The organism is Streptomyces sp. NPDC026659 (genome assembly GCF_040638245.1).
Lineage (GTDB): Bacteria > Actinomycetota > Actinomycetes > Streptomycetales > Streptomycetaceae > Streptomyces.
This window is the reverse complement of sequence record NZ_JBEZXY010000004.1, coordinates 434,767-458,908: the sequence shown is the minus strand read 5'-3', so window position 1 is coordinate 458,908 and position 24,142 is coordinate 434,767. Positions and strand designations below refer to the sequence as shown.

The following is a 24,142-nucleotide window of genomic DNA, read 5'->3' as shown; positions in this document are numbered from 1 at the left end:
GGTCCGGCCCTTTGCCGTGTCCGGGGCTCAGGCGGTCTCCTCGTCGTGTCCGGGGCCTTGGGGTCTCCTCGTCGTATCCAGGGCTCAGCCGGTCTCCTCGCGCGGGGGCCGCGAACCCGCCAGTTCCACCGCGGTGCAGCGCCAGCGCAGATCCCGCCCCCGCTCCAGCCGGAAGGCGAGCGCCCGCAGCCGGTCCCCGGCGGCGACCCGCGCGAACACCTCCAGCGCGCCGTCCCTGGGCACGAAGTACCCGAGATCGCTGACGACCGGCCGGACCCCGGGCGCGCGCAGCGGATTCCGCTCGGCGAGCCGCGCGAGATCGTCGTACGCCTGCCCGGCGGTGTGCCGAAGCATCCAGTGCACGGGGCGCTGCCCGCTGAGGACGGCGACGAGCCGGTCGGCGAAGAGGTCGGTGGGGCGGGGCTGGGGGGTGGCCGGGGGAAGGGGGTGGTGCGTCGGGGCTGTGCGGGGCGCGGTGGTGGCTGTGGGGGCCGCTGTGGCGTGCGGGCGGGGTGCCGTGACCACCGGCCCCGTCGCCCCTCGGCGGGGCGCCCTGCGCGGCTCGGGCGTCGTCGAGGGGCCCGTCGAGGGGCCCGTCGAGGGAGACGTCGAGGGAGACGTCGAGGGAGCCGTGGTGCGTGGTCCGGTGGGCCTGCCCCGGTCCGTCGTTGCCTGCGGGCGGGGCCGCAGTGGGGTGCGGGGTGGGGTCGCTCCCGGGCGGCGGGGGTCCTGGCGGTTCGGGGGGCGGTGGCGGGGGTGGGGCTTGCGGCTCATCACCTTGTTCATGGGGGTCCCCGTTCGGAATGGGTTGATACCGGGCGGTAACTCGGTGGTGGGGACCTTGTACGGGGGCGGGTGGCGGGTCGGCAAGGAAGGTGGGGGGCGTGGCGGAGGGGCGGGAAGGTTCACTTATCCGGGTGACGGTGGGGGAGAAAAGCCCGGGAATCGGGGGTGGCTCCGGGTGAAGGCGGGGCGTGGGGTGGACGCCTTCGGGGGTGCGGGTGGGCGCCCGAAAGGGGACGGGCGCACGTATTCTGGAGGCCCTCCGGGGGCGGCCGAAGGGGCCTTCCCGCGAGGCTCAGCAGAGCCTCTGACCAGGAAAAGAGCGGCCGGAATGCGCGTCTACGTACCCCTGACCCTTCCCGGGCTCGCCGAGGCGTACCGCACGGGTGTGCTGGGCACCGGCTCCTTCGTCGCCTACGCCGTCACGCCCGAGCTGCGCCAGTGGTGCGGCTCCGAGGACCTGGAGGAGCTGGAGTACGCGGCGCTCGGCCAGGCCGCGCTCGCCTCGCTGCGGCTGCTCGCGGCCGACCGGTCGGCCACCCCGCGCCGGGTCGTGGTCGCCGCCGACGTACCGGACCGTGCCGTCGGGACGGGCCCGGACGCCGACGCGGAGCTGTCCGAGCTGGGCGAGGTCATGGTCCGCGCCGAGGTGCCGCTCGCCAAGGCGGCCGCGGTGCACGCCGACGCCGAGGACGCCGAGCGGGACGTGGCCGCCGCGGCCGAGGCCCTGGCGGAGGCGGACGCCGGGGACGACCGCGAGCTGGCGGCGGTGGAGGCGGCCGACCACCACGAGCTGCTCTGGTACGCCACGCAGGAGATCCCCAACCTCGTACGCCAGGCAGCCTGACCCCGCCTGACCTGCGACGATCCCCCGCCGATGCTCGATTGTCAGTGGGAGTGGGTACGGTTTCGGACATGGGGAAGCAGGGGAACGCGCACATCGTCTGGGACTGGAACGGCACCCTGTTCCACGACCTCGACGCGATCATCGGGGCGACGAACGCGGCCTTCGCCGAGCTGGGTCTTGAGCCGATCACGCTGGAGACCTACCGGGCGCTGTACTGCGTCCCGGTGCCGAGGTTCTACGAGCGCCTGCTCGGCCGGCTGCCGACCGAGGCCGAGTGGGACGTGATGGACGGCGCCTTCCACCGGCACTACACCGAGTGGCGCACCCGCTGCGGCCTGACCGAGGGCGCGGCCGACCTGCTCGCCGACTGGCGTTCGGCGGGGAACAGCCAGTCGCTGCTGAGCATGTACGGCCACGAGGAGCTGCTGCCGCTGGTGCGCGGCTTCGGGATCGAGTTCCACTTCCTGCGGATCGACGGGCGCACGGGCCCCTCCGGCGGCTCCAAGGCCGAGCACATGGTCCGGCACCTGAGGTCGCTGGACGAGCTGGTGGCGCCGGAGCGCACCGTCGTCATCGGCGACGCGGTGGACGACGCGCTGGCGGCCCGTCACGTGGGCGCGCGGGCCGTGCTCTACACCGGCGGCTCCCACGGCCCGGCCAGCCTCCGCGAGGCCGGTGTGCCGGTGGTGGACACCCTGGCCGAGGCGGTCGAAGAGGCGCACCGAATAGCGGCATAGCCCGCTCCCGGCTCCCACGGCGCTGTGCAGAACGTCAAACTTCACCCCCCGGTTTTGTACACATACGGCTCATGACGGGCCCGGGGTCAGGGGCGATAGCCTTGTGGCGTGATCAGCGCGATATCTCGCGGGAGCGTCATCGCTCCTGCCCTGCGCCCGGTTCGCACGGAGCACCTCCGTGGCCGGGCGGCGGTCGCTGGTCCTCGCGGGCGCGGCAGGGGCCTCGCGGCCTCCAGGACGCCGGGAACGGCACGGGACACGTCGGCACTGGGCGCAGCGTCGCACCCGACAGACGTGTCGACAATGGCCGAATTCCTCCCGCCCATCTCACCTCGCGGCATAGCGTCGGAACGGACCGGACACCCCGGGCCGTGGCGTCATTCCGGAGGGAAAGAGACCGTACTTCCTTCTACGTCACGCAACGGCGCGCGACAGGAGCCAGAGGACAATGCAGACCAAGCTGGACGAAGCCAAGGCCGAGCTGCTCGATCGGGCCGCCCGGGTAGCTGAGAACAGTCCGGTCGGGGGGCACCTACCGACCGGGACCACGAGCGAGGCCCCCGACAGCGAGTCCGTGCTCGCGTTCCTCCAGCGCTACTACCTGCACACGGCCCCGGAAGACCTCACCGACCGCGACCCGGTCGACGCCTTCGGTGCCGCTCTCTCCCACTACCGGCTCGCCGAGAACCGCCCCCAGGGCACCGCCAACGTGCGGGTGCACACCCCGACCGTGGAAGAGAACGGGTGGACGTGCAGCCACACCGTGGTGGAGGTCGTCACCGACGACATGCCCTTCCTGGTCGACTCGGTCACCAATGAGCTGACCCGCCAGGGCCGCGGCATCCATGTCGTGATCCACCCGCAGTTCGTCGTGCGCCGGGACGTGACCGGCAAGCTCATCGAGGTGCTGCCCAAGCCGGCCCCCGGCGCCGAGCTCCCGCACGACGCGCACGTCGAGTCCTGGATCCACGTCGAGATCGACCGCGAGACCGACCGCGCCGACCTCAAGCAGATCTCCGCCGACCTGCTCCGCGTCCTGTCCGACGTCCGCGAGGCCGTCGAGGACTGGGAGAAGATGCGGGAGACCGCGATCCGGATCGCGGACGACCTGGAGAGCGAGCCCCGCCCCGCCGACCTGCCGGGACCCGAGGCCGAGGAGGCCCGTGAGCTGCTGCGCTGGCTCGCCGCCGACCACTTCACCTTCCTCGGCTACCGCGAGTACCAGCTGCGCGGCGACGACTCGCTGAGCGCCGTGCCTGGCACCGGTCTCGGCATCCTGCGCTCCGACCCGCACCACTCCGAGCAGGACGAGCACCCGGTCAGCCCCTCCTTCGAGCGGCTCCCGGCCGACGCCCGCGCCAAGGCCCGCGAGCACCGCCTGCTCGTGCTGACCAAGGCCAACAGCCGCGCCACCGTGCACCGCCCGTCCTACCTGGACTACATCGGCGTCAAGAAGTTCGACGCCGAGGGCAACGTGATCGGGGAGCGCCGCTTCCTCGGCCTGTTCTCCTCCGCCGCGTACACCGAGTCGGTGCGCCGGGTGCCCGTCATCCGCCGCAAGGTCGAGGAGGTGCTGGAGCGCGCCGGGTTCTCGCCCAACAGCCACGACGGCCGCGACCTGCTCCAGATCCTGGAGACCTACCCGCGCGACGAGCTGTTCCAGACCCCGGTCGACGAGCTCCAGACCATCGCGACCAGCGTGCTCTACCTCCAGGAGCGCCGCCGCCTGCGGCTCTACCTGCGCCAGGACGAGTACGGCCGCTACTACTCGGCCCTCGTCTACCTCCCGCGCGACCGCTACACCACCGGCGTCCGGCTGCGGATCATCGACATCCTCAAGGAGGAGCTGGGCGGCACCAGCGTCGACTTCACCGCCTGGAACACCGAGTCGATCCTGTCCCGGCTGCACTTCGTCGTCCGCGTTCCGCAGGGCACGGAGCTGCCCCAGCTCTCGGACGCCGACAAGGAGCGCATCGAGGCCCGTCTGGTCGAGGCCACCCGCTCCTGGGCGGACGGTTTCACCGAGGCGCTGAACGCCGAGTGCGGCGAGGAGCGCGCCGCCGAGCTGCTGCGCCGCTACCAGCACGGCAACGCCTTCCCCGAGGGCTACAAGGCCGATCACACCCCCCGCGCGGCCGTCGCCGACCTGGTCCACCTGGAGCGGCTGAACCGCGAGGAGGGCAACGACTTCGCGCTGAGCCTGTACGAGCCGGTGGGCGCCGCCCCCGGTGAGCGCCGCTTCAAGATCTACCGCACGGGCGACGCGGTCTCCCTCTCCGCCGTGCTGCCGGTCCTCAACCGGCTCGGCGTGGAGGTCGTGGACGAGCGCCCGTACGAGCTGCGCCGCGCCGACCGCACCACCGCCTGGGTCTACGACTTCGGCCTGCGGATGCCCAGGCCCGCGGGCGGCGGCGACCACCTTGGCGAGGACGGCCGCGAGCGGTTCCAGGAGGCGTTCGCCGCGACCTGGACCGGCCAGGCGGAGAACGACGGCTTCAACTCCCTCGTCCTGAGCGCCGGGCTGACCTGGCGGCAGGCGATGGTGCTGCGCGCGTACGCCAAGTACCTGCGCCAGGCGGGCTCCACCTTCAGCCAGGACTACATGGAGGACACCCTCCGCAACAACGTCCACACCACCCGGCTCCTTGTCTCCCTCTTCGAGGCGCGGATGTCCCCGGACCGGCAGACCGCAGGGCTGGAGATCACCGACGCGCTGCTGGAGGAGCTGGACGCCGCGCTCGACCAGGTGGCGAGCCTGGACGAGGACCGCATCCTGCGCTCCTTCCTGACCGTCATCAAGGCGACCCTGCGCACCAACTTCTTCCAGGAGACCGAGGGCGGCAAGCCGCACGACTACGTCTCCATGAAGTTCGACCCGCGCGCCATCCCGGACCTGCCCGCGCCGCGCCCGGCGTACGAGATCTGGGTGTACTCGCCGCGCGTCGAGGGCGTGCACCTGCGCTTCGGCAAGGTCGCGCGCGGCGGCCTGCGCTGGTCGGACCGGCGCGAGGACTTCCGCACCGAGATCCTCGGCCTGGTCAAGGCGCAGATGGTGAAGAACACCGTCATCGTGCCGGTCGGCGCCAAGGGCGGCTTCGTCGCCAAGCAGCTGCCCGACCCGGCCGTGGACCGGGACGCGTGGCTGGCCGAGGGCATCGCCAGCTACAAGACGTTCATCTCGGCGCTGCTCGACATCACCGACAACATGGTGGCCGGCGAGGTCGTCCCGCCGCACGACGTGGTCCGCCACGACGGCGACGACACCTACCTGGTCGTCGCGGCTGACAAGGGCACCGCGACGTTCTCGGACATCGCCAACGGCGTCGCCGGGGAGTACGACTTCTGGCTCGGGGACGCCTTCGCCTCCGGCGGCAGCGCGGGCTACGACCACAAGGGCATGGGCATCACCGCGCGCGGCGCCTGGGAGTCCGTGAAGCGGCACTTCCGTGAGCTGGGCGTGGACACGCAGTCCGAGGACTTCACGGTCGTCGGCATCGGCGACATGTCCGGTGACGTGTTCGGCAACGGCATGCTGCTCTCCGAGCACATCCGCCTGGTCGCCGCCTTCGACCACCGGCACATCTTCATCGACCCGAACCCGGACGCGGCCACCTCCTACGCCGAGCGCCGCCGCCTGTTCGAGCTGCCCCGCTCCAGCTGGGCCGACTACGACACCTCGCTGCTGTCGGCGGGCGGCGGGATCTTCCCGCGCAGCGCCAAGTCGATCCCGCTCAACGGCCACATCCGCGAGGCGCTGGGCATCGAGGAGAAGATCTCCAAGATGACCCCGGCCGACCTGATGAAGGCGATCCTCCAGGCGCCGGTCGACCTGCTGTGGAACGGCGGCATCGGCACCTATGTGAAGTCCTCGGCGGAGACCGACGCGGAAGTCGGCGACAAGGCCAACGACGCCATCCGCGTTGACGGCGCCGACCTGCGCGTCAAGGTCGTCGGCGAGGGCGGCAACCTGGGCCTGACCCAGCTCGGCCGCATCGAGTTCGCGCTCCAGGGCGGCCGGATCAACACCGACGCGATCGACAACAGCGCCGGTGTGGACACCTCCGACCACGAGGTGAACATCAAGATCCTGCTCAACGGCCTGGTCACCGAGGGCGACATGACCGTCAAGCAGCGCAACAAGCTGCTGGCGGAGATGACGGACGAGGTCGGCGCCCTGGTCCTGCGCAACAACTACGCGCAGAACACCGCGCTGGCCAACGCCCTCGCGCAGTCCAAGGACATGCTGCACGCGCAGGCCCGCTTCATCCGCCACCTGGTGCGCGAGGGCCACCTCGACCGGGCGCTCGAGTTCCTGCCCACCGACCGCCAGATCCGCGAGCGGCTGGCCCAGGGCCAGGGCCTCACCAGCCCCGAGACCGCCGTCCTGCTGGCGTACACGAAGATCACGGTCGCCGAGGAACTGCTGCGCACCTCGCTGCCGGACGACCCGCACCTGCGCACGCTGCTGCACGCCTACTTCCCGTCGGCGCTGCGCGAGCGGTTCGCCGAGGCGGTCGACAGCCACCCGCTGCGCCGCGAGATCACCACGACCGTGCTGGTCAACGACACGGTGAACACGGGCGGTACGACCTATCTGCACCGGCTGCGCGAGGAGACCGGGGCCTCCCTGGAGGAGATCGTCCGCGCCCAGACCGCGGCCCGCGCGATCTTCTGCTCGGCGCCGGTGTGGGACGCGGTGGAGGAGCTGGACAACAAGGTCGACGCGGCCGTCCAGACCCGGATCCGGCTGCACTCGCGCCGACTGGTCGAGCGCGGCACCCGCTGGCTGCTCAACAACCGGCCGCAGCCGCTCCAGCTCGCCGAGACCGTCGAGTTCTTCGCGGCGCGCGTCGAGCAGGTCTGGCAGCAGCTGCCGAAGCTGCTGCGCGGCGCGGACCTGGAGTGGTACCAGCACGTGTACGACGAGCTGTGCGCGGCCGGTGTCCCGGACGAACTCGCCACGCGTGTCGCCGGGTTCTCCTCCGCCTTCCCGGCGCTGGACATCGTCTCGGTGGCCGACCGCATGGGCAAGGAGCCGCTCGACGTGGCCGAGGTCTACTACGACCTCGGGGACCGGCTGCACATCACGCAGCTCATGGACCGCATCATCGAGCTGCCCCGCGCCGACCGCTGGCAGTCCATGGCCCGCGCCTCCATCCGTGAGGACCTCTACGCGGCCCACGCCGCCCTCACGGCGGACGTGCTCGCGGTGGGCAACGGCACCTCGACGCCCGAGCAGCGGTTCAAGGCCTGGGAGGAGAAGAACGCGCCGATCCTGAGCCGGGCGCGCGCCACCCTGGAGGAGATCCGCGGCTCGGACGCCTTCGACCTCGCCAACCTCTCGGTGGCGATGCGGACGATGCGGACGCTGCTGCGCACGCACTCCTGACGCGCGGAGACACAGGGTGCCCCGGGACCGGAGAAACGGTTCCGGGGCACCCGTGTTCTTGCCCTCGCTCAGGGAAAAGGCGGTGGTGGATTTACCGTTTCCTGCTGCTCCGTCCCCTTCGGATAGGGTCTGGCCTGTGCCTGTGACCTTGAACCGCACCGAGGCCCGGCCCGATGCGCGCCGCCCCGCCTAGCGCGGCGAGCGCCGGCCGCGCCCTGCCCTGGGCCGCCGCCGCGCTCGTCCTCGTGCTGATGCTCCTGGTGATCGTCCGGCTGCCCTGGGCCGGGGACCTCGGGATGCACGCGGCCACCGTGCAGCGGCTGCGGCACAGCCTGCTCGACCCGGGCAACCCGCTGGTCGACGCCGACACCCCGAGCCCCTACTACTCGCCGTGGATGCTGCTGCTCGGCCTGCTGGCCCGCGTCACCGGCCTCTCGGTCTTCGTGGTGCTCCGGATCGGCGCCCTCATCGGGCTCGCGCTGCTCCTCACCGGCGTCTGGCGCTACGTCCGCACCCTGAGCGCCCACCGCGCCGCCCCCGCGCTCGCGCTCCTCTGCGTGGTCTTCCTGTGGGGCCCGGACGTCTTCAACTGGAGCGGCTTCCTCGGCCTCAACTCCCTGGCCCTGACGGTGTCGTACCCCAGCGTGCTCGCGCTCGGGCTCTCCTTCCACTTCTGGGCCTGGCTCACGAAAGCGCTGCGCACCGACACCGGTTGGCCGACGTGGCCGGCCCTCGGCCTCCTCTGGGCGCTGATCCTGCTGTGCCACCAGTTCTCCGGCGTGGTCGCCTCCCTCGGCGCCCTCGCCGTGGTCATCGCGGCCCGCCCCGCCCGCGCGACCCTGCTCCGCCTCGCCGCGGCCCTGGCGGCGGGCATCCTGTTGCTGGCGCTCTGGCCGTACTACGACTTCTTCGCCCTCTTCGGCGCGGGCGCCGACCTGGAGGCGATCCACCGCCCCCTCTACAGCGACCTGCTGCCCCGCTTCGGCCTGGTCCTGCTGGGCGTGGTGGCCCTGGTGTTCCGTTGGCGCCGCGACCACCGGGACGTCCTGGTCGTCTTCTTCACCCTCGGCGCGCTGCTCTTCGCGGCGGGCGGCCTCACCGGCCACTACTCCTGGGGCCGCGCCCTGCCCGCCGCCCTGATCCCGGCCCAGCTCGCGGCCGCGCTGGAGACCGTGTCGGCGTCACGCCGGGGGCTACGGCTGCTCTGGGCCTGCCTGCTGGGCATCGCCCTCGCGGTCGGCGCGTGGGCCCAGGCGGGCACGCTCGGCTATGTGATCGACCGGAACCACCTCCCCGCTCCCATCGCCGCCAAGTACCGCACCCCGTGGGTCGGTTACCACTGGATCACCCCCTGGGTCCGCTACGGCGACGTGGTCATGGCCCGCACCACCCCGTCCCGCCAGATCCCCGCCTACGGCCCCTACACCGTGGCCCCCGGCTACCCCGACTTCTTCCTCCCGGACGAAACCGGCCGCAACGAGGCGGTCACCCGCTACTACGCCCCCACCACCGACTCCGCGACCCGCCGCGCCATAGCCCGCCGGTACGGAGTCCGCTGGGTGATCGGCTCGAAGTCAACGGCGGAACCATGGCTGAGAGAGGTGAAGCGAGGCCCGGGGGGCCAGGTCCTCTACAAGGTCGAGCATTGAAGCCAAGGTCAGCTACAGGCTTTTAAGGGGCGCGGGGAACTGCGCGACCAGCCACAACGCACCCGCACCCGAAAACGCACCTCGCACCCGCACCCCGAGAACTACCGCAGCACACTCGCCACAAGCCGCGCAGCCCCCCGCACCCGGGGATGATCAACCCGCCGCACCACCCTCCGCAGAAGCAACGCCGCCCCCACCGGACGCCACCGCACCTGCAACCGACCGGCCCCCCGCCCCTCCGGCTCCACGACCACCTCGTGCGGCGCCGTACCCGACCGGTACTCCACCCGGGCCGTCAGCGAGGGGAACTCCAGCGGCGCGAGCAGCACTCCCTCATGGCTCAGCCCCTGCTGCTGAAGCCGGATCACCGGATGCCGCGTCCCCGCGAACCCCTGCAACGGCAGCTGGGCCCCGCCGAGATCCACCCGCACCCGTCCCTCGAAGACACCCGGCCGCACCGGATCGAGCCGGAACGGCACCGTCATCCGCCGCTTGCCCGGCGTCAGCAACAGCCCCGCGCGCTGCGGCCCGACGGGGAGCCGCAGCCCGGGGTCGTAGGTGCGCACGGCGAGGGTGAGCGTCGCGCCGGGGCCGGGGGTCAGCTCGGTGATCTCGTGCCGGAAGTACGCGCTGGGGAAAGGCCGGGTCTCCAGCTCCAGGTCGGACACGTCCAGCTCGCGCCGCCCCCGCGTGGAGGACGGCACCGCGCCGCCCCAGTAGGTGCCCGTGCCGTCGCCGGTGACCTTCCTCGGCGCCACCGGTCGGCCGAGGCCGCGCGCGGCGAGCCGCAGGTCGTCCGGGCGTCCTTCGCGCAGCAGTTCCAGGACGACCCGCTCGGGCCGGGGGAGCCGTACGAAGGCGCCGTCGGCGAGGCTGTCCAGGTACGGGTTCATGATTTCGGCGAACGCGGACAGCCACTCGGTGTCGCGGTAGGGCAGGTCGCCCGCGTACATCCGGAAGTCGTGCTTGAGGAACTTGTAGTCCTTGTCCTCGCGCAGCCCCGCGTGCCCGCTCGCCACCAGGAAGTCGTCGATCAGGCGCTGGACGTGCACCCGGTCGGCCACGTTGGAGATCTTGTGCCGCTGGTTGGAGATGGAGGCGGAGGCGGCGGCCGCGTAGGGCTCGATGTACCAGGTGTAGACCGGGTCCGGGATGATCGTGAACGCCTCGGCCAGGCAGTACGCCTGCGCGGAGAAGAGCTGGTCCTCGTAGTGGATGCCCTCGGGGAAGCGCAGGCCGTGCCGGTCGAGGAAGGCGCGGGCGTACATCTTGCTGGTCGACAGGTGCTCGAAGAACAGCCGGGGGTCGGCGGCGATGCCGTCCAGGGTGCGGTGCTCGGCGACCAGGTGGGGCATCCACGTGGTGCGCCGGCCGGTGTCCACGCGGACCCGGGTCACCGCGCCCATGGTGAAGTCGACCTCGCGTTCGCGGTGCGCGGCGAGGAGCGACTCGACCGCGCGGGGCGGGAGTTCGTCGTCGCTGTCGAGGAACATCAGATACGGGGCACGGGCGATGTCGATGGCCCGGTTGCGCGGGGCGCTGCATCCGCCGCTGTTCTCGGGCAGCCGCAGGTAACGGATGCGGGGGTCCTCGGCCGCGAGCCGGCGGGCCACCTCGGGGGTGTCGTCGGTGGAGTGGTCGTCGCTGATGACGATCTCGATGTTCCGGTGGGTCTGGGCGCGCAGGGAGGCCACCGCGCGGGGCAGCCGGGCCGCGTCGTTGTAGCTGATGACGGTGACCGTGACATCGGGGGTCGTCATCGCCGGGCCTCCTCGGGGGTCGGGGCGGGGGTGCGTTCCTCCAGCGGGAGCACGGCGGGCAGGGCCTCCTCGGGCTCCCCGAGGAACACCCGGCGTACGACCCGTTCGGCGGCGCGGCCGTCGTCGAACTCGCAGAACCGGCGCCGGAAGGCCGTCCGCGCCTTCGCCGCGTTCTCGTCGCGCCAGGCGCCCGAGGCGAGGATCTCGGTCAGCTCCTCCTGGGTGCGGGCGACGTGTCCCGGGGCTTCGGCCAGCAGGTCGAAGTAGACGCCGCGCGTGGTGCGGTAGGTCTCCCAGTCGTCGGCGTAGACGACGATCGGGCGGTCCAGGTTGGCGTAGTCGAACATGATCGACGAGTAGTCGGTGACCAGCGCGTCCGCCGCGAGGCACAGCTCCTCGACCGGGTCGTAGGTGGAGACGTCGATGATCCGGCCGGAGCGGCGCAGACCGCTCAGCGGGGAGGCGGCGCCGCCGTAGAAGTAGTGGGCGCGCACCAGCAGGACGGTGTCCTCGCCGAGCCGGTCGGCCAGGGTGGCGAGGTCGAGGCGGGGGGTGAAACCGGCCTCGTAGTCGCGGTGGGTGGGGGCGTAGAGGACGGCGGTGCGGCCGGGCGGGATGCCGAGGCGTTCGCGGGCGGCGCGCACGTCGGCGGCGGTGGCGGTGTAGTAGACGTCGTTGCGCGGATAGCCGTGGTCCAGCGACGTGTAGCGGGCCGGGTAGGCGCGCTCCCACATGCGGGTGGAGTGGGTGTTGGCGCTGACGCTGTAGTCCCACCGGTCGATCCGGTTCAGCAGGGCGGCGAAGTCCAGGCCCTGGGCGGCGGCCGGGTGCTCGCGCTGGTCCAGGCCCATGCGCTTGAGCGGGGTGCCGTGGTGGGTCTGGAGGTGGACCGAGTCGGGCCGCTTGACCACCGCGTTGGGGAAGTTGACGTTGTTGACCAGGTACTTGGCGGTGGCCAGCGTCTCCCAGTAGCGGCGGGTCCCGGGGATCACATGGTCGGTGCCGGCGGGCAGCAGCGCCTCGTTGTCCTTGCTCACCACCCACACCGGGCGGATGTGCGGGGCGAGTTCGGCGAGCTTCGCGGCGATCGCGGCCGGGTTGCAGGCCACGCCCCGGTCCCAGTAGGCGGAGAAGACGGCCAGGCCGGGGTCGACCGGGCGGGCGAGCGCCCTGCGGTAGGAGTGGTCGCGGAGCTTGGCGCCCGCCTGGCGCTTGCGGGCGCGCACGGTCTTCCTGGCGGTGCGGCGGACGCGGTTGGCGGCCTGGAAGGCGCGGTAGCGCGTGTAGGCGCCCTCTTCCAGCAGCGTGTGCCGTACGCCCTCAAGACCGCCGGGGCGCCGGTGGCCCTCGGGGCGCCAGCGGACGGCGGCGCGGGAGGCGCGGGCGAAGAAGGCACGCGCGACGGGGTCGGGCATGTCCTCACGGGCGAAGGTGCGCAGCAGGTCGCGGACCATCAGGTCGTAGAGCACCGCGCGGGCGGCGCGGCGGCCCTCGGTGAGCGGGAGCAGTGACTCGTAGCGGTCGACCAGCGCGAGCCGGGACCCGGGGGAGAGCGGGGGCAGGCTCTCCGGGCGCAGCTCCCGGTTCTCGTACGCCACCTGGTCGAGGCAGGCGACGCGGCGCGCGCGGAGCAGGGCCGTATGGGCGACGTGGGCCTCGTCGTCGGCGGTCAGCTCGGCCTCGTGGGCCCGCCAGAAGGCGGTGCCGATCACGCGGGTGCCGAGCAGGGGGGCCAGGCGCAGCAGGCCCGGGTTCTCGTCCAGGGTGAGGACGGAGCGCCCCGCGACGGCCAGGGCGCGGCCGTCGCGGGAGGGGGCGCCGGTGGTGCGCCAGGTGGTGGTGATGTGGTCGAGGAGCAGGACGTCCGCGGGCTCGTCGCCCCGGTCGAGTTCGGCGGTCCGCTCGGCGACCAGCCGGGGCGTCCCGGCGGGCATGCCGTCCTTGGCGTGCACGAAGTGCAGCCAGCGGCCGCGGGCCCGCGCGGCCCCCGCCGCCCGGGCCGCCGCGTCGGAGGTGCCCTCGGGCAGCGGCACGGTGACGGTCTCGGGGGTGTGGCCCTCGGCGGTCTCCCGCGCCCAGTCACCGACGGCGGCGACGATCACCTCGGCGTCCGGGAGCGGGTGGGTCGCCAGCGAGTCGAGCAGCTCGGTCAGATGCCCCTGGGTGTTCGGCCCGTAGACGATCAGGCTGAGGTGAGGCATCGGGAAAGGCTCCTTCGGCTCGTCGTCTCGGAGAGTTCACCTTTCATAACATACTGTCATCGGAGCGATGAAACAGATAATCGCGATCAGGGTGACGAAGGCGTGACACATGGCGTCTACCCCCGTCTTACCCCGGAAGACGGCTTTTCGGTGCCTATGGTTTCGCCGGAGCGGGCGCGGCCGCCTTCCCGTCGCCGGTGAAGGCCTCGTACTCCGCGAGTACGTCCTCGGTGGGGCCGTCCATGCGCAGCTCGCCGCGCTCCAGCCAGAGCACCCGCTCGCAGGTGTCGCGGATCGAGTTGTTGCTGTGGCTGACCAGGAAGACGGTGCCGGCCTCCTTGCGCAGCTCGCGGATGCGTTCCTCGGAGCGCTTCTGGAACTTGCGGTCGCCGGTGGCCAGGGCCTCGTCGATCAGCAGCACGTCGTGGTCCTTGGCGGCGGCGATGGAGAAGCGCAGCCGGGCGGACATGCCGGAGGAGTACGTCCGCATCGGCAGGGTGATGAAGTCGCCCTTCTCGTTGATCCCGGAGAAGTCGACGATGTCCTCGTAGCGCTCGCGGATCTGCTCGCGCGACATGCCCATCGCGAGGCCGCCGAGGTGGACGTTGCGCTCGCCGGTCAGGTCGTTCATCAGGGCCGCGTTGACGCCGAGGAGGGAGGGCTGGCCGTTGGTGTAGATACGGCCGTTCTCCGTGGGAAGCAGGCCCGCGACCGCCTTGAGGAGGGTGGACTTGCCGGAGCCGTTGGTGCCGATCAGGCCGATGGCCTCGCCCTTGTAGGCGACGAAGGACACGTTCTTGACCGCGTGGACGCGGCGCACCCCGGCGGCCTTCTCGGCCTGCTTGCGGCGCACGATGCGGTTGAGGGCGGCGGTGGCGGAGCCGCGGCCCGCGCCGGTGCCGTTGATCCGGTAGACGATGTCCACCCGGTCGGCGATGACGGTGGGGGTCTTCTCGCTGTGCGCGGAGGTCTGCTCAGCCACGGCCGTAGGTCTCCTCAGCCTTCCAGAAGTAGATGAAGCCGCCGACCCCGGCCAGCACGGCCCAGCCGGTGGCCGCCGCCCACACGTGCGGCGGGAGCTGGTTCGCGTGGAAGCTGTCGATCAGCGCGAACCGCATGAGGTCGATGTAGACGGCGGACGGGTTGGTCTGGAGCATCAGCGTCACGATCGGCGGCAGGTGGTCGCCCTTGGTGAGCTGGTCGATGCTCCACATCACGCCGGAGACGTACATCCAGGTCCGCAGGATGAACGGCATCAGTTGGGCGATGTCCGGGGTCTTGGCGCCGAGCCGGGCCATGATCATCGCCACGCCCGTGTTGAACGTGAACTGGAGGAACAGCGCGGGGAGCGCGAGCAGCCAGGACAGCGAGACCGGCACACCCGCGCAGAGCAGGATGGCGAGCAGCGCGGCCATGGAGAACAGCAGCTGCTGGAGCTGCTGGAGGCAGAACGAGATCGGCAGGGTGGCGCGCGGGAAGTGCAGGGCGCGGACCAGGCCGAGGTTGCCGGAGATGGCCCGGGTGCCCGCCATGATCGAGTTCTGCGTGAACGTCCACACGAACACGCCCGTGACCAGGAACGCGATGTAGTTCGAGACACCGTGCTTGGTGCCGAGCAGCACGCCGAAGATGAAGTAGTAGACCGCCGCGTTCAGCAGGGGGGTCATCACCTGCCAGACCTGGCCGAGCTTCGCCTGGCTGTACTGGGCGGTGAGCTTGGCGGTGGCGAACGCGGTGATGAAGTGGCGCCGGGCCCACAGCTGCCGGACGTAGGCCGGGACGGAGGGGCGGGCGCCGCTGACCGTGAGGCCGTACCGGGCGGCCAGGGCCGCGAGGTCGGTGTCGTCGGCCGGGGACCGGGTCGGGGGCGGTGTGTCGAGGACCTGGCTCACATCCGCTGCTTTCGCTCGGGGGGAGGGGGGTGTGCGCTCGCCCGGCCGCGCCGGGAGTGGTCGTCGCCCGGCGTGTCCGAACGCTTTTCTTTACATTCTCTTACGTCGGAACGGGACCGTATCGTCGCATCGTGAGAGTAGGGCCAATCGACGTCGCAACGCAACCGTTTCGTCGTCACGCCCTATGCTGGGCGCATGACGACCAACGCCGACGAACCCCCGGCGCGGCCGCGCCGCCGGGCTCCGGCCGGGGCCGCGGTGCTCCGGGAGGACGTGACCGAGGCCATCCGGGCGGCCGTCTTCGAGGAACTGGCGTCCGTCGGGTACGCGCGCATGTCCATCGAGGGCATCGCCCGGCGGGCCGGAGTCGGCAAGACGGCGGTGTACCGGCGCTGGCGCTCCAAGCTGCACCTGGTGCTCGACGTGGTCTCCGCGATGGCCGTCCTGGGCCTCCCGGCCCCGGACACCGGCTCCCTGGAGGGCGACCTCCGGCTCCTGTACGAGGTCACCTCGCGCGCGCTGCGCCACCCCGTGGTCTCGCAGATCATCCCCGACCTCCAGGCCGAGGCGGCCCGCAATCCCGAGATGGCCGAGGCCTTCCAGAAGGCCCTGCGGGACAGCCAGGAGAGCGTCGCGAGCCGGATTCTCGCGGCGGCGGAGGCGCGCGGCGAGGCCGGTCCGGGCATCGACCCCGACCTGGCCCTGGACCTGATCTCCGGGCCGCTGTACTGGCGCGCGGTGGTCATCCGTACGCCGAAGCTGCCCAAGGACTACCTGGCGAGCCTGGCGCGGGCGACGGCCGGGGCGCTCAAGGCGCTCTGAGGACGCGCCACGGGCCGGACGGTCAGCGCAGCAGGCGCCGCAGCCTGCCCCTGGCCACCCGCGCCGCCCCCGCAGGACCCGTGGCCACGCGGAGCGCCAGCGCGCCGGAGTGGGTGGCGTAGGGGTGGGCCAGGAGCAGCAGGTGGTGCGGGTCGGGCAGGGCGCGGCGGCGCAGACGCGGGGAGCCGTCGCGGGCGTGGGCCGTGGCCTCCCGGCTGGTGCCGTCCTTGAAGAGCAGGGTCAGACAGAGGTCCCAGATGCCCGACCCCAGGCCGGTGAGGTCCACCGGGGCCTCGGCGGTCCACAGGCCGGGGGCCGTGGGGGCGAACGGGACCGTGGCGCGCCGCGCGCTCCGGCCTGTCGCGCGGAAGCGCCACTCCACGGTCACCGCGAGCGGCTCCGCCTCGGCGACCCTGCCGTACAGCTCGTGCAGGCGCAGCCGCAGCCGCGACGCGCGCACCCGGACCAGGAGTTCGGCGTCCACCATGACGGGGAGCGCGCTCGCCGGGCGGGTCAGCAGCGGGGCCAGGCTCACCTGCGGCAGCGCGGCCGACCAGACCGGCGTGCCGTCGGCGGCGCGGGCGTACGGCGGCAGGAGGCGGGCCGGACGCGCGGCCAGCTCCCGCAGCCGGGGCAGCTCGGCGGGCTCCGGGCACGCCATGATCACCCGGCCGGTCAGCGGGCCCGGCGCCGCGGGGTCCGACTCCCAGTCGGCGTCGTCGTAGCGCCCGAGGAACTCCCGGGTGTGCTCCCACCAGGCGCGCCGGTACTCCGCGCTGCGCAAGCCCAAGTCGCGTACGTACATGCGCAGTTCATAGTCGAGGAACTTCGCCCGGGCCGCCCGCGCCAGTGTCTCCCGGCCCGCCCGCAGCAGGATCTCGTCCGCCTGGGCGCAGGCCCGGGTGCGGGAGCGCCAGTTGTCGATGCCGTCCCGGTCCAGGGAGAGCGAGAGGCGGTCGGCGGACCGGCGCACGTGCCACGTGTAGACCCGGTCCGGGACGAGCGCGACGCGCGGTGCGACGGCCAGCACCCGTGCGGTGAAGACGAAGTCCTCGTAGAGGAAGCGGCCCTCGGGGAAGCGGATGCCGTGCTCGCGCAGGAACGAGGTCCGGTACAGCTTGTTGACGCACAGCGTGTCCTCGACCAGCCGGGGGCGCTCGTCGGGGCTCGCGAGCACGGCGGGCGCCGCGTAGAGGGCGGGGTGCCACGGGTGCTCGCGCCCCGAGGGCAGCTCCCGGCGCACGCACAGCCCGGCCGCCACCTCGGCGTCCGCGTCGACCGCGGCCCGCAGCAGCGCGTCCACCGCGCCGCTCGGCAGTAGGTCGTCGCTGTCCAGGAACATCACGTACGGCAGCGTCACCGCGTCGATCCCGGTGTTGCGCGGGGTGCCGCAGCCGCCGCTGTTGGTGCTCCGGCGCACGACGCGCAGCCGGGGGTCGTGGGCGGCCAGCCGCTCCAGCAGTTCGGCGCTGCCGTCCGTGGAGCAGTCGTCCACGGCGATCACCTCACCGACGGCGGGCCCCTGACGGAGCGCCGAGCGCACGGCGTCGGCCACATGGGCGGCGTCGTCGTACCCGATGACGACGACGGCGACCCCGGGCGCGGGATGCGGGTCCTGCGGTGCTGGAGGCATGAGGTCCATGGGCCGGAAGCGGGAGGAATACCAGTAATACCCTGTTAAGAGATGCTCAGCGGTCGTTCCGGAAGACGGTCGTCGGAACCGGCTCGCGGTTCGGCCGGGGCGAGCGCCGGGGCCGTCGCGGGGGCGGGCGTCGGCACGGCCGGCCGGGGCGCCGGGCGCGTGGAGCGCCACAGCCGGACGAAGGACCACACGGCGGCGGCCACCAGCAGTCCGACGCGGGCCAGCGCCAGCAGACCCCCGGCCCAGCTTCCGCCGGTCACCTCGCCGTAGAACACCGGGAACACCAGGCTGCTCAGCGCGGTCGCCGCGAGGATCAGCACCGCCACCGGGCGCTGGGAGGTGTGCCGGGAGGTCAGGCACACGGCGGCGAGACCGAGCAGCCAGACGAGGTACTGCGGGCTGATCACCCGACTGGTCACCGTGAACAGCAGCACGGCCGTGAGCGCGGTGTCGTACGGCGTGGCCGGGTTCCAGCGCCGGGCCCGCAGCCGCCACAGCACCAGCAGCCCGAACACGGCCCCCGTGAGCGCCAGCGAGATCCCGGCGACGGTCCGCACCCCGGGGCCGACCAGCTCCGTCGCGCCGTACTGGTAGCGGACCAGGCCGGGCCAGCCCGCGTGCCGGGCCAGGTTGAACAGGGTGCCGCCGAGCGACTCGATCTGCACGCCCCGGCCGCCCTGCTCGCCCAGGAAGGAGAGCGGGTCGCTGAAGAGGACGGCGAGCAGCGCGAGGGCCGCGCACCCGGCGCCCACCGACCACGCCCACGCCGTCCGGGTCGCCCGCCCCCTCGGCACGCCGAGCAGCGCGAGCGCGGGCCACACCTTCACCAGCGCGCCCAGCGCCCCGAACACGCCGCCGAGGCGCGGGGAACGGCCCAGCGCCAGCAGACAGAGCACGGCGAGGGCGGTGACCTGGACGTCGTAGCGGGCGAGCGGGATGTGCAGCAGCAGCGGCAGTCCGCCGGTCCACAGGGCCGCGCCCGCCAGGCTCCGCCCCGGACGCCGGGCGGCGGCCACCAGCAGCGCCGTGATCAGCGCGTCCGTGACGAGCACCAGGGTCACGAACCCCTGGAGGTAGTCGAGTCCGGGCAGCGCGCCCGGCGCCAGCAGCACCGGACCGGCCCCCGGCGGGTACTGCCACATCGTGTCCTGGGTGGGGAACGCGCCGTTGGACAGCACGCCGTACCAGTGGAAGTAAAGCCGCGACACCTCGCGCGTCACCGCGCCGCCACCGAGCAAAGGTTCGGTGGAATGCGCCAGTAGCCATAGCATCAGGGCGCGGGTGGCGAGCCATGCCGCAGCGAGGGTGGGGACGGGGCCGGGGGTGACACGGGGGCGCTTCATCGAGGGGGGAGCGTAATCCGCGCGGATGGTGTATCCGTGCCGATACGCCGTCAATGGTCATAAAAGGTTGTCTCATCGCAAAAGATCGGGCCGTGGTGAACGTCGGGCCTCTTGTGGAACCTCAGCCGTTCGACGCGGCTGGAGAAACGGCTGCCGTACCGGTGCGGGCGGCGGAACGGGCGACCCCCCGGGCGCCCGGGCGCCGCGCGCGGGTCGTCGCCGCGGTCGTGCCCGCGACGGTGATGCTCGCGGTCGGGCTGTGGGGTGTGGACCGGGGCGGGATGTGGCGGGACGAGGCCGTCACCTTCCAGGTCGCGCGGCGCGGTGTGCCGGACATCTGGCGGCTGCTGCACAACGTGGACGCCGTGCACGGCCTCTACTACCTGCTCATGCACGTCGTCCTCGCCGTCCGCGCCGACGAGGTGTTCCTGCGGCTGCCGTCGGTGTGCGCGGCGGCGGCGACCGCCGCCCTGGTCGGCACGCTCGGCGCCCGCCTCGCGAGCCCGCGCGTCGGCCTGTGGGCCGGGCTGCTCTACGCCGTCACGCCGATGGCCGGGCACTACGCCCAGGAGGGCCGCTCCTACGCCCTCGTCGCCGCCGGTGCCACCGGCGCCACCCTGCTCTTCACCCGCGCCGTGCGCACCGGCTCCTGGCGCTCCTACGGTCTGCTGCTCGGACTCGCCTGCTGGCTGCACGAGTTCGCGGTCCTGCTGCTGCTCGCCCACGCCGTCTCGCTGATGCTGGTCCGCGCGGACCGGCGGGTGTGGCGGGGCTGGGCGTGCGCGGCGGGCGCGGTCGTCCTCGCGCTGCTGCCCATGGTCCTGGTCTCGCGCACCCAGTCGGCCCAGCTCGCGTGGCTCGGACCGCCGACCTGGCGGACGGCCGAGGGCCTGCTGCGCGCCTTCCTCGGCTCGGGCACCGCGGTCCACCGCACCTGCTTCCTCCTCGCCCTGCTGGGCCTCGCGGGCCTCGCCGCCCCCCGCGGCCGGCTCACCCTCGCCCGGGTCTGCCTCCCGCTGGCCGCGGTCCCGCCCGCCGCCCTGATGCTGGCCTCCCAGCTCTCCCCGCTCTACGTCGACCGGTACGTGCTGTACTCCCTGTCCGGCGCGCCGCTGCTGGTGGCGGCGGGGGCGGACACCGCGGTCCGGCTGGTACGGCGGTACGGGCGTCGTTGGCTCCGGGGACGGGGGCGCGTGGCGGGGGCCGTCGCATCGGCGCTCGGCGCCCTGAGACGGCCGCGCTCTCCGCTTGCCGCCGCCCCGGCCGCCCGCCCCCGTGTCCCCCTCGTCGCCGCCCTCGGTGTCGCCGTGATCGCGCTCGCCCTGCTCCACCAGCTCCCCCTGCTGCGCGCCGACCGGGACCCGGCGAACCGGGCGGACGATCTCGCCCTCGTCGCCCGCGTCGCGGCGACGAAGGTACGGCCGGGGGACCCCGTGCTGTTCCTGCCCGCGCAGGCGCGCAACGCCGCGCTCGCCTATCCGCAGGACTTCCGGGGCATCCGGGACGTGGCGCTGACGGCGCCGGTCGCCGGCTCCGGGACGCTGTACGGCGAGGAGGCCGGGCCCGCGCTGCTGCGGGCGCGGCTGGCCCGGCTCGACCGGGTGTGGGTGGTGATCGACCGGGACCTGGTCGAGGGGCGCTGGAGCCCGGCGGGTTCCACCGAGCGGGCCAAGATCGCGCTGCTCGGCGAGGACTTCGTGCCCGTCGAGGAGTCGATGGGGCCGTACTCGAGCCTGCGGCTGTACGTCCGCAAGGGCGAGGTCAGCGCGGCTCCGGGGATACCTCCAGTTCCCCTGCCGCCGCATCCAGTGCCGAGGTGAGACGGTCGAGGCGGTCGCGCAGCTCGCCGATCTCCGCCGGGTCGGCGCCGGTCGCGGCCGCGATCCGGCGGGGTACCTCGAGGGCCCGCTCGCGCAGCTCCGTGCCCTCCCCGGTGAGCCGCACCCGCACCGAGCGCTCGTCGAGCACGCTGCGCTCCCGGCGTACCAGACCGGCCGTCTCCAGCCGCTTGACCAGCGGGGACAGCGTGCCCGAGTCGAGCCGCAGATGTTCCCCGAGCGCCTTGACCGGCAGATCCCCGTGCTCCCACAGCACGAGCATCACGAGGTACTGCGGGTAGGTGAGCCCGAGGTCCTTCAGCAGGACCCGGTAGACGCCGTTGAACGCGCGGGACGCGGCGTGCAGGGAGAAGCAGATCTGCCGGTCGAGCCGGAGCCAGTCGGCCTCGGCGGCGGACGCCGCGGCTGAGGGGATGCCGACGGGGGCCGGGGCGGTGCCCGCGGGCGGGGTGGGCGAGGCGGTCATGGGACCAGGATAGCCAAGCAGGCACCATTTGGTTGCGCACAATTTAATTGCGTGCTCTACTCGGAGTCGTGAGGGCGGCAGTCCGCCGCCGCACCCGACTCCTGAGAGGGATGGTCCCCATGGACGCGCTCTACACCGCCGTCGCCACCGCCACCCATGGCCGCGAGGGCCGCGCCGTCTCCTCCGACGGCCGCATCGACCTCGCCCTGGCCATGCCGGTGGAGCTGGGCGGCGACGGCCAGGGCACCAACCCCGAGCAGCTCTTCGCCGCCGGGTACGCGGCCTGCTTCGGCAGCGCGCTCGGCCTGGTCGGCCGGCAGGCCAAGGTGGACGTGAGCGACGCCGCCGTCACCGCCGAGGTCGGCATCGGCAAGCAGGGCGAGGGCTTCGGCCTGAAGGTGACGCTGCGCGTCGAGCTGCCCGACACCGTGGACCAGGAGACCGGCCGCAAGCTGGTCGAGACCGCCCACCAGGTCTGCCCGTACTCCAACGCCACCCGCGGCAACATCGAGGTCGACCTCGTCGTCGAGTAGAACCCGGTGAACTCCGGCCTCAGGACGACGGCGTGAGCACGTCGCCCATCGCCGGACGGGGGACACGCGCCGCCGGGGCGTCCGGCATGGGCTCGCCGAGCAGCAGCGTGCGCACCACACGCTCGGCGGCCCGGCCGTCCTCGTACTCACAGAACCGCGCCCGGAAGGCGGCCCGCAGCCGGGCCCCGTCCGCGTCCCGCCACGAGCCGGACGCGAACAGCCGGATCACGTCGCGTTCCGTGTACGCCACATGCCCCGGCGGCTCCGCCGTGACGTCGACGTAGGTGCCCCGGCTCGCGGCGAACGTGGCCCGGTCGTCCGCGAGCAGCACGATCGGGCGGTCCAGGTTGGCGTAGTCGAACATCACCGACGAGTAGTCCGTCACCAGCGCGTCCGCCGCGAGCAGCACCTCCGCCAGGTCCGGCTCGTCCGTCGCGTCCACCACGACCCCGCGCCGGGCCAGCTCCGCGAGCCCCGTCCCGCGCGCCGGACCGGCCGCGAGCGTCGGATGCAGCCGGACCACGAGCGTGTGCCCCGCGCCCAGGCCGGCCGCGAGGCGGGCCAGGTCCAGGCGGTCCACCTGGCCGCTGCGCCGATAGTCCCGCCGGGTCGGGGCGTACAGCACCACCGTGTGGTCCGCCGGGATGCCGTGCCGCAGCCGGAAGTCCGCGCCGCGCAGCGCGCCCGAGCGCACCAGCACGTCGTTGCGCGGGCTGCCGGTGCGCGCCGAGGCGAAGTGGCAGGGGTACGCCCGTTCCCACACCAGCTCCGCGTACCGGCTCGCGGCCAGGCTGTGGTCCCAGCGGTCGGCGCGGCGCAGCATCCTCGGCACGTCGAAGCCGAGCCGGGCCCCCGGCCGGTCCAGCAGATCGGCGCCCACGTACTTCAGCGGGGTGCACTGGTGGGTGTGGATGTGCACGGCACCGGGCCGCTTGGCCATGTCGCCGGGCCAGTTGACGTCGTTGACGAAGAACGTCGCGCGCGCGGTGACCTCGCCGTAGCGCCGCGAGCCGACGACCACGTACTCGGTGCCCTCCGGCAGCCCGGCCGCCGTCTCCTCGTTCCGCACCACCCACACCCCGCGCAGCCGGGGCGCGATCTCCTCGGCCGCGCGGTACACCGCCGCCGGGTCGCCCAGCATCCCCCGGTGCGAGGACGCCGAGTAGACCACCAGGTCCGGATCGAGCGGGCGCCGCGCGTGCAGCGCCGTCCAGCCGCGCCGGGCCCGCACGGCCGCCGCCCCGCGCACCCGCCCCGCCCGCCGCCGGGCCTCCCGGGCCGCCCGCGCCGCCTGGCGGCGCACCAGATACGCCGGATAGGTCCCGGTCAGCACCGCGGTCTCGCCCGTCACCCCGGCGCCCTCGGGCCGGTGCGCGCGGAACAGTTCGGCCGTGCGGCGGAAGAACTCCGCCTTGTCGGCGGGCGGCAGCCGGTCCGGCTTGGACAGGATGTCCAGGCAGTGCTCGCCCATCTTGCGGTGCAGATACGGCCGCCACACCCACAGCTCCGGGTGCGCCTCCACGAAGGCGAAGACCCGCTCGTACTGGTCGTGGACGTCGAAGTGCTTGCGGCTCGTGGTGGACAGGATGTTGCCCTGCCGCCGCTGCCGGTAGTTCACGCAGATCCGGTCCAGGGCCGCGATCCGCCCGGCGCTCAGCAGCACCGGGAAGGTCCAGGGGGTGTCCTCGTAGTAGCCGGGCGGGAACGCGAAGCCGTGCGCGGTCACGAAGTCGCGCCGGTAGACCTTGTTCCAGACCACCATCAGCAGGTCGAGGATCTCGGGGCGCGCGGCCGCCGTGAAGGTGCCCGGCCCGGCCTCGGCGAGGACGTGCGCCAGGACGTTGCGCCGGGTGCCGCCCCACCAGTAGGTGCGCGCGTAGTCGAAGACCAGCACGTCCGGGTCGGCGGTCTCGTCCAGGCGGTCCGCCACGGCCTTGAGCGCGCCCGGGGTCAGGGTGTCGTCGCTGTCCAGGAAGAGGAGGTAGTCGCCGGTGGCGTGCGGCATCCCGGCGTTGCGGGCGCGGCCCAGGCCCACGTTCTCCGGCAGGTGCAGCACCGTGACGCGGGAGTCGCGCTCGGCGTACTCGTCCAGGATCGCACCGCAGCCGTCCGGCGAGCGGTCGTCCACGGCGATGACCTCCAGGTCGGCGTACGACTGGCCGAGCACCGAGTCCAGACACTCGCGCAGGAAGCCCTGCACCTTGAAGCAGGGCACGATCACACTGAAGCGGGGCACGGCG

At 72.9% G+C, this 24,142-nt stretch carries 16 protein-coding genes; 7 read left to right on the top strand and 9 right to left on the bottom strand.

Annotation, left to right across the window (positions count from 1 at the left end; genetic code table 11):
* Positions 1-84: 84 nt before the first annotated feature.
* Entirely contained in the window at positions 85-525 is a 441-nt protein-coding gene (locus tag AB0E91_RS14085) for an Rv3235 family protein (RefSeq protein WP_361780067.1), read from the bottom strand.
* A gap of 589 nt (positions 526-1,114) precedes the next feature.
* On the opposite strand from AB0E91_RS14085, the gene AB0E91_RS14080 reads away from it, so the two are divergent.
* The 4 genes from AB0E91_RS14080 (at position 1,115) to AB0E91_RS14065 (ending at position 9,405) form a co-directional block, all read left to right on the top strand.
* Positions 1,115-1,630 carry a hypothetical protein gene (locus tag AB0E91_RS14080; protein ID WP_361780064.1) on the top strand — a complete coding sequence of 172 codons (516 nt, stop codon included), beginning with the start codon at positions 1,115-1,117 and terminating at the stop codon, positions 1,628-1,630.
* A gap of 68 nt (positions 1,631-1,698) precedes the next feature.
* The gene (locus tag AB0E91_RS14075) at positions 1,699-2,367 is read left to right on the top strand and encodes an HAD family hydrolase (protein ID WP_361780062.1); all 669 of its coding nucleotides are present in this window, start codon (positions 1,699-1,701) and stop codon (positions 2,365-2,367) included.
* A gap of 448 nt (positions 2,368-2,815) precedes the next feature.
* Entirely contained in the window at positions 2,816-7,756 is a 4,941-nt protein-coding gene (locus AB0E91_RS14070) for an NAD-glutamate dehydrogenase (RefSeq protein ID WP_361780059.1), read from the top strand.
* Positions 7,757-7,929: 173 nt separating this feature from the next.
* Entirely contained in the window at positions 7,930-9,405 is a 1,476-nt protein-coding gene (locus AB0E91_RS14065; RefSeq protein ID WP_361780056.1) for a hypothetical protein, read from the top strand.
* Between the two features lie 101 nt (positions 9,406-9,506).
* On the opposite strand, the gene AB0E91_RS14060 is transcribed toward AB0E91_RS14065, so the two are convergent.
* From AB0E91_RS14060 to AB0E91_RS14045, 4 genes are all read right to left on the bottom strand, one after another.
* A complete protein-coding gene (locus tag AB0E91_RS14060) occupies positions 9,507-11,165 on the bottom strand; it encodes a glycosyltransferase family 2 protein (protein ID WP_361780053.1) in 1,659 nt (552 codons plus the stop codon).
* Positions 11,162-13,366: a CDP-glycerol glycerophosphotransferase family protein gene (locus AB0E91_RS14055; protein WP_361780050.1), complete on the bottom strand. Its 2,205-nt coding sequence runs from the start codon at positions 13,364-13,366 to the stop codon at positions 11,162-11,164. The genes AB0E91_RS14060 and AB0E91_RS14055 overlap by 4 nt, the downstream gene beginning before the upstream one ends.
* Positions 13,367-13,520: 154 nt before the next feature.
* Positions 13,521-14,348 carry an ABC transporter ATP-binding protein gene (locus AB0E91_RS14050; RefSeq protein ID WP_361780047.1) on the bottom strand — a complete coding sequence of 276 codons (828 nt, stop codon included), beginning with the start codon at positions 14,346-14,348 and terminating at the stop codon, positions 13,521-13,523.
* On the bottom strand, positions 14,341-15,258 hold the full coding sequence (locus tag AB0E91_RS14045) for an ABC transporter permease (protein WP_361780044.1): 918 nt from the start codon (positions 15,256-15,258) through the stop codon (positions 14,341-14,343). Before AB0E91_RS14045 ends, AB0E91_RS14050 begins: the two co-directional genes overlap by 8 nt.
* Positions 15,259-15,453: 195 nt before the next feature.
* On the opposite strand from AB0E91_RS14045, the gene AB0E91_RS14040 reads away from it, so the two are divergent.
* Positions 15,454-16,080: a TetR/AcrR family transcriptional regulator gene (locus AB0E91_RS14040; RefSeq protein ID WP_361780041.1), complete on the top strand. Its 627-nt coding sequence runs from the start codon at positions 15,454-15,456 to the stop codon at positions 16,078-16,080.
* Between the two features lie 22 nt (positions 16,081-16,102).
* Here the strand turns inward: AB0E91_RS14040 and AB0E91_RS14035 are convergent, their stop codons facing one another.
* Together AB0E91_RS14035 and AB0E91_RS14030 are read right to left on the bottom strand one after the other, a co-directional pair.
* Positions 16,103-17,722: a glycosyltransferase family A protein gene (locus AB0E91_RS14035; RefSeq protein WP_361780038.1), complete on the bottom strand. Its 1,620-nt coding sequence runs from the start codon at positions 17,720-17,722 to the stop codon at positions 16,103-16,105.
* A 35-nt stretch (positions 17,723-17,757) separates the two neighbouring features.
* Positions 17,758-19,065: a glycosyltransferase 87 family protein gene (locus tag AB0E91_RS14030; RefSeq protein WP_361780035.1), complete on the bottom strand. Its 1,308-nt coding sequence runs from the start codon at positions 19,063-19,065 to the stop codon at positions 17,758-17,760.
* Positions 19,066-19,178: 113 nt separating this feature from the next.
* Here AB0E91_RS14030 and AB0E91_RS14025 point away from each other — a divergent pair, with 113 nt between their 5' ends.
* Entirely contained in the window at positions 19,179-20,885 is a 1,707-nt protein-coding gene (locus AB0E91_RS14025) for a glycosyltransferase family 39 protein (RefSeq protein ID WP_361780032.1), read from the top strand.
* On the opposite strand, the gene AB0E91_RS14020 is transcribed toward AB0E91_RS14025, so the two are convergent.
* Complete coding sequence (locus AB0E91_RS14020; protein ID WP_361780029.1) at positions 20,827-21,369, bottom strand: MarR family transcriptional regulator; 543 nt, start codon at positions 21,367-21,369, stop codon at positions 20,827-20,829. The genes AB0E91_RS14025 and AB0E91_RS14020 overlap by 59 nt on opposite strands.
* Before the next feature lie 119 nt (positions 21,370-21,488).
* Between AB0E91_RS14020 and AB0E91_RS14015 the strand changes: the two genes are divergently transcribed.
* Entirely contained in the window at positions 21,489-21,902 is a 414-nt protein-coding gene (locus AB0E91_RS14015; RefSeq protein ID WP_361780026.1) for an organic hydroperoxide resistance protein, read from the top strand.
* Between the two features lie 19 nt (positions 21,903-21,921).
* On the opposite strand, the gene AB0E91_RS14010 is transcribed toward AB0E91_RS14015, so the two are convergent.
* A complete protein-coding gene (locus tag AB0E91_RS14010; RefSeq protein ID WP_361780023.1) occupies positions 21,922-24,138 on the bottom strand; it encodes a bifunctional glycosyltransferase family 2 protein/CDP-glycerol:glycerophosphate glycerophosphotransferase in 2,217 nt (738 codons plus the stop codon).
* Positions 24,139-24,142: the final 4 nt, after the last annotated feature.

Excerpts from the sequence above, each read along its gene's own strand:
- AB0E91_RS14080 (WP_361780064.1), top strand. The coding sequence starts at position 1,115 with ATGCGCGTCTACGTACCCCTGACCCTTCCCGGGCTCGCCGAGGCGTAC.
- AB0E91_RS14075 (WP_361780062.1), top strand. The coding sequence starts at position 1,699 with ATGGGGAAGCAGGGGAACGCGCACATCGTCTGGGACTGGAACGGCACC.
- AB0E91_RS14070 (WP_361780059.1), top strand. The coding sequence starts at position 2,816 with ATGCAGACCAAGCTGGACGAAGCCAAGGCCGAGCTGCTCGATCGGGCC.
- AB0E91_RS14065 (WP_361780056.1), top strand. The coding sequence starts at position 7,930 with ATGCGCGCCGCCCCGCCTAGCGCGGCGAGCGCCGGCCGCGCCCTGCCC.
- AB0E91_RS14060 (WP_361780053.1), bottom strand. The coding sequence starts at position 11,165 with ATGACGACCCCCGATGTCACGGTCACCGTCATCAGCTACAACGACGCG.
- AB0E91_RS14055 (WP_361780050.1), bottom strand. The coding sequence starts at position 13,366 with ATGCCTCACCTCAGCCTGATCGTCTACGGGCCGAACACCCAGGGGCAT.
- AB0E91_RS14040 (WP_361780041.1), top strand. The coding sequence starts at position 15,454 with ATGACGACCAACGCCGACGAACCCCCGGCGCGGCCGCGCCGCCGGGCT.
- AB0E91_RS14035 (WP_361780038.1), bottom strand. The coding sequence starts at position 17,722 with ATGGACCTCATGCCTCCAGCACCGCAGGACCCGCATCCCGCGCCCGGG.
- AB0E91_RS14030 (WP_361780035.1), bottom strand. The coding sequence starts at position 19,065 with ATGAAGCGCCCCCGTGTCACCCCCGGCCCCGTCCCCACCCTCGCTGCG.
- AB0E91_RS14020 (WP_361780029.1), bottom strand. The coding sequence starts at position 21,369 with ATGACCGCCTCGCCCACCCCGCCCGCGGGCACCGCCCCGGCCCCCGTC.
- AB0E91_RS14015 (WP_361780026.1), top strand. The coding sequence starts at position 21,489 with ATGGACGCGCTCTACACCGCCGTCGCCACCGCCACCCATGGCCGCGAG.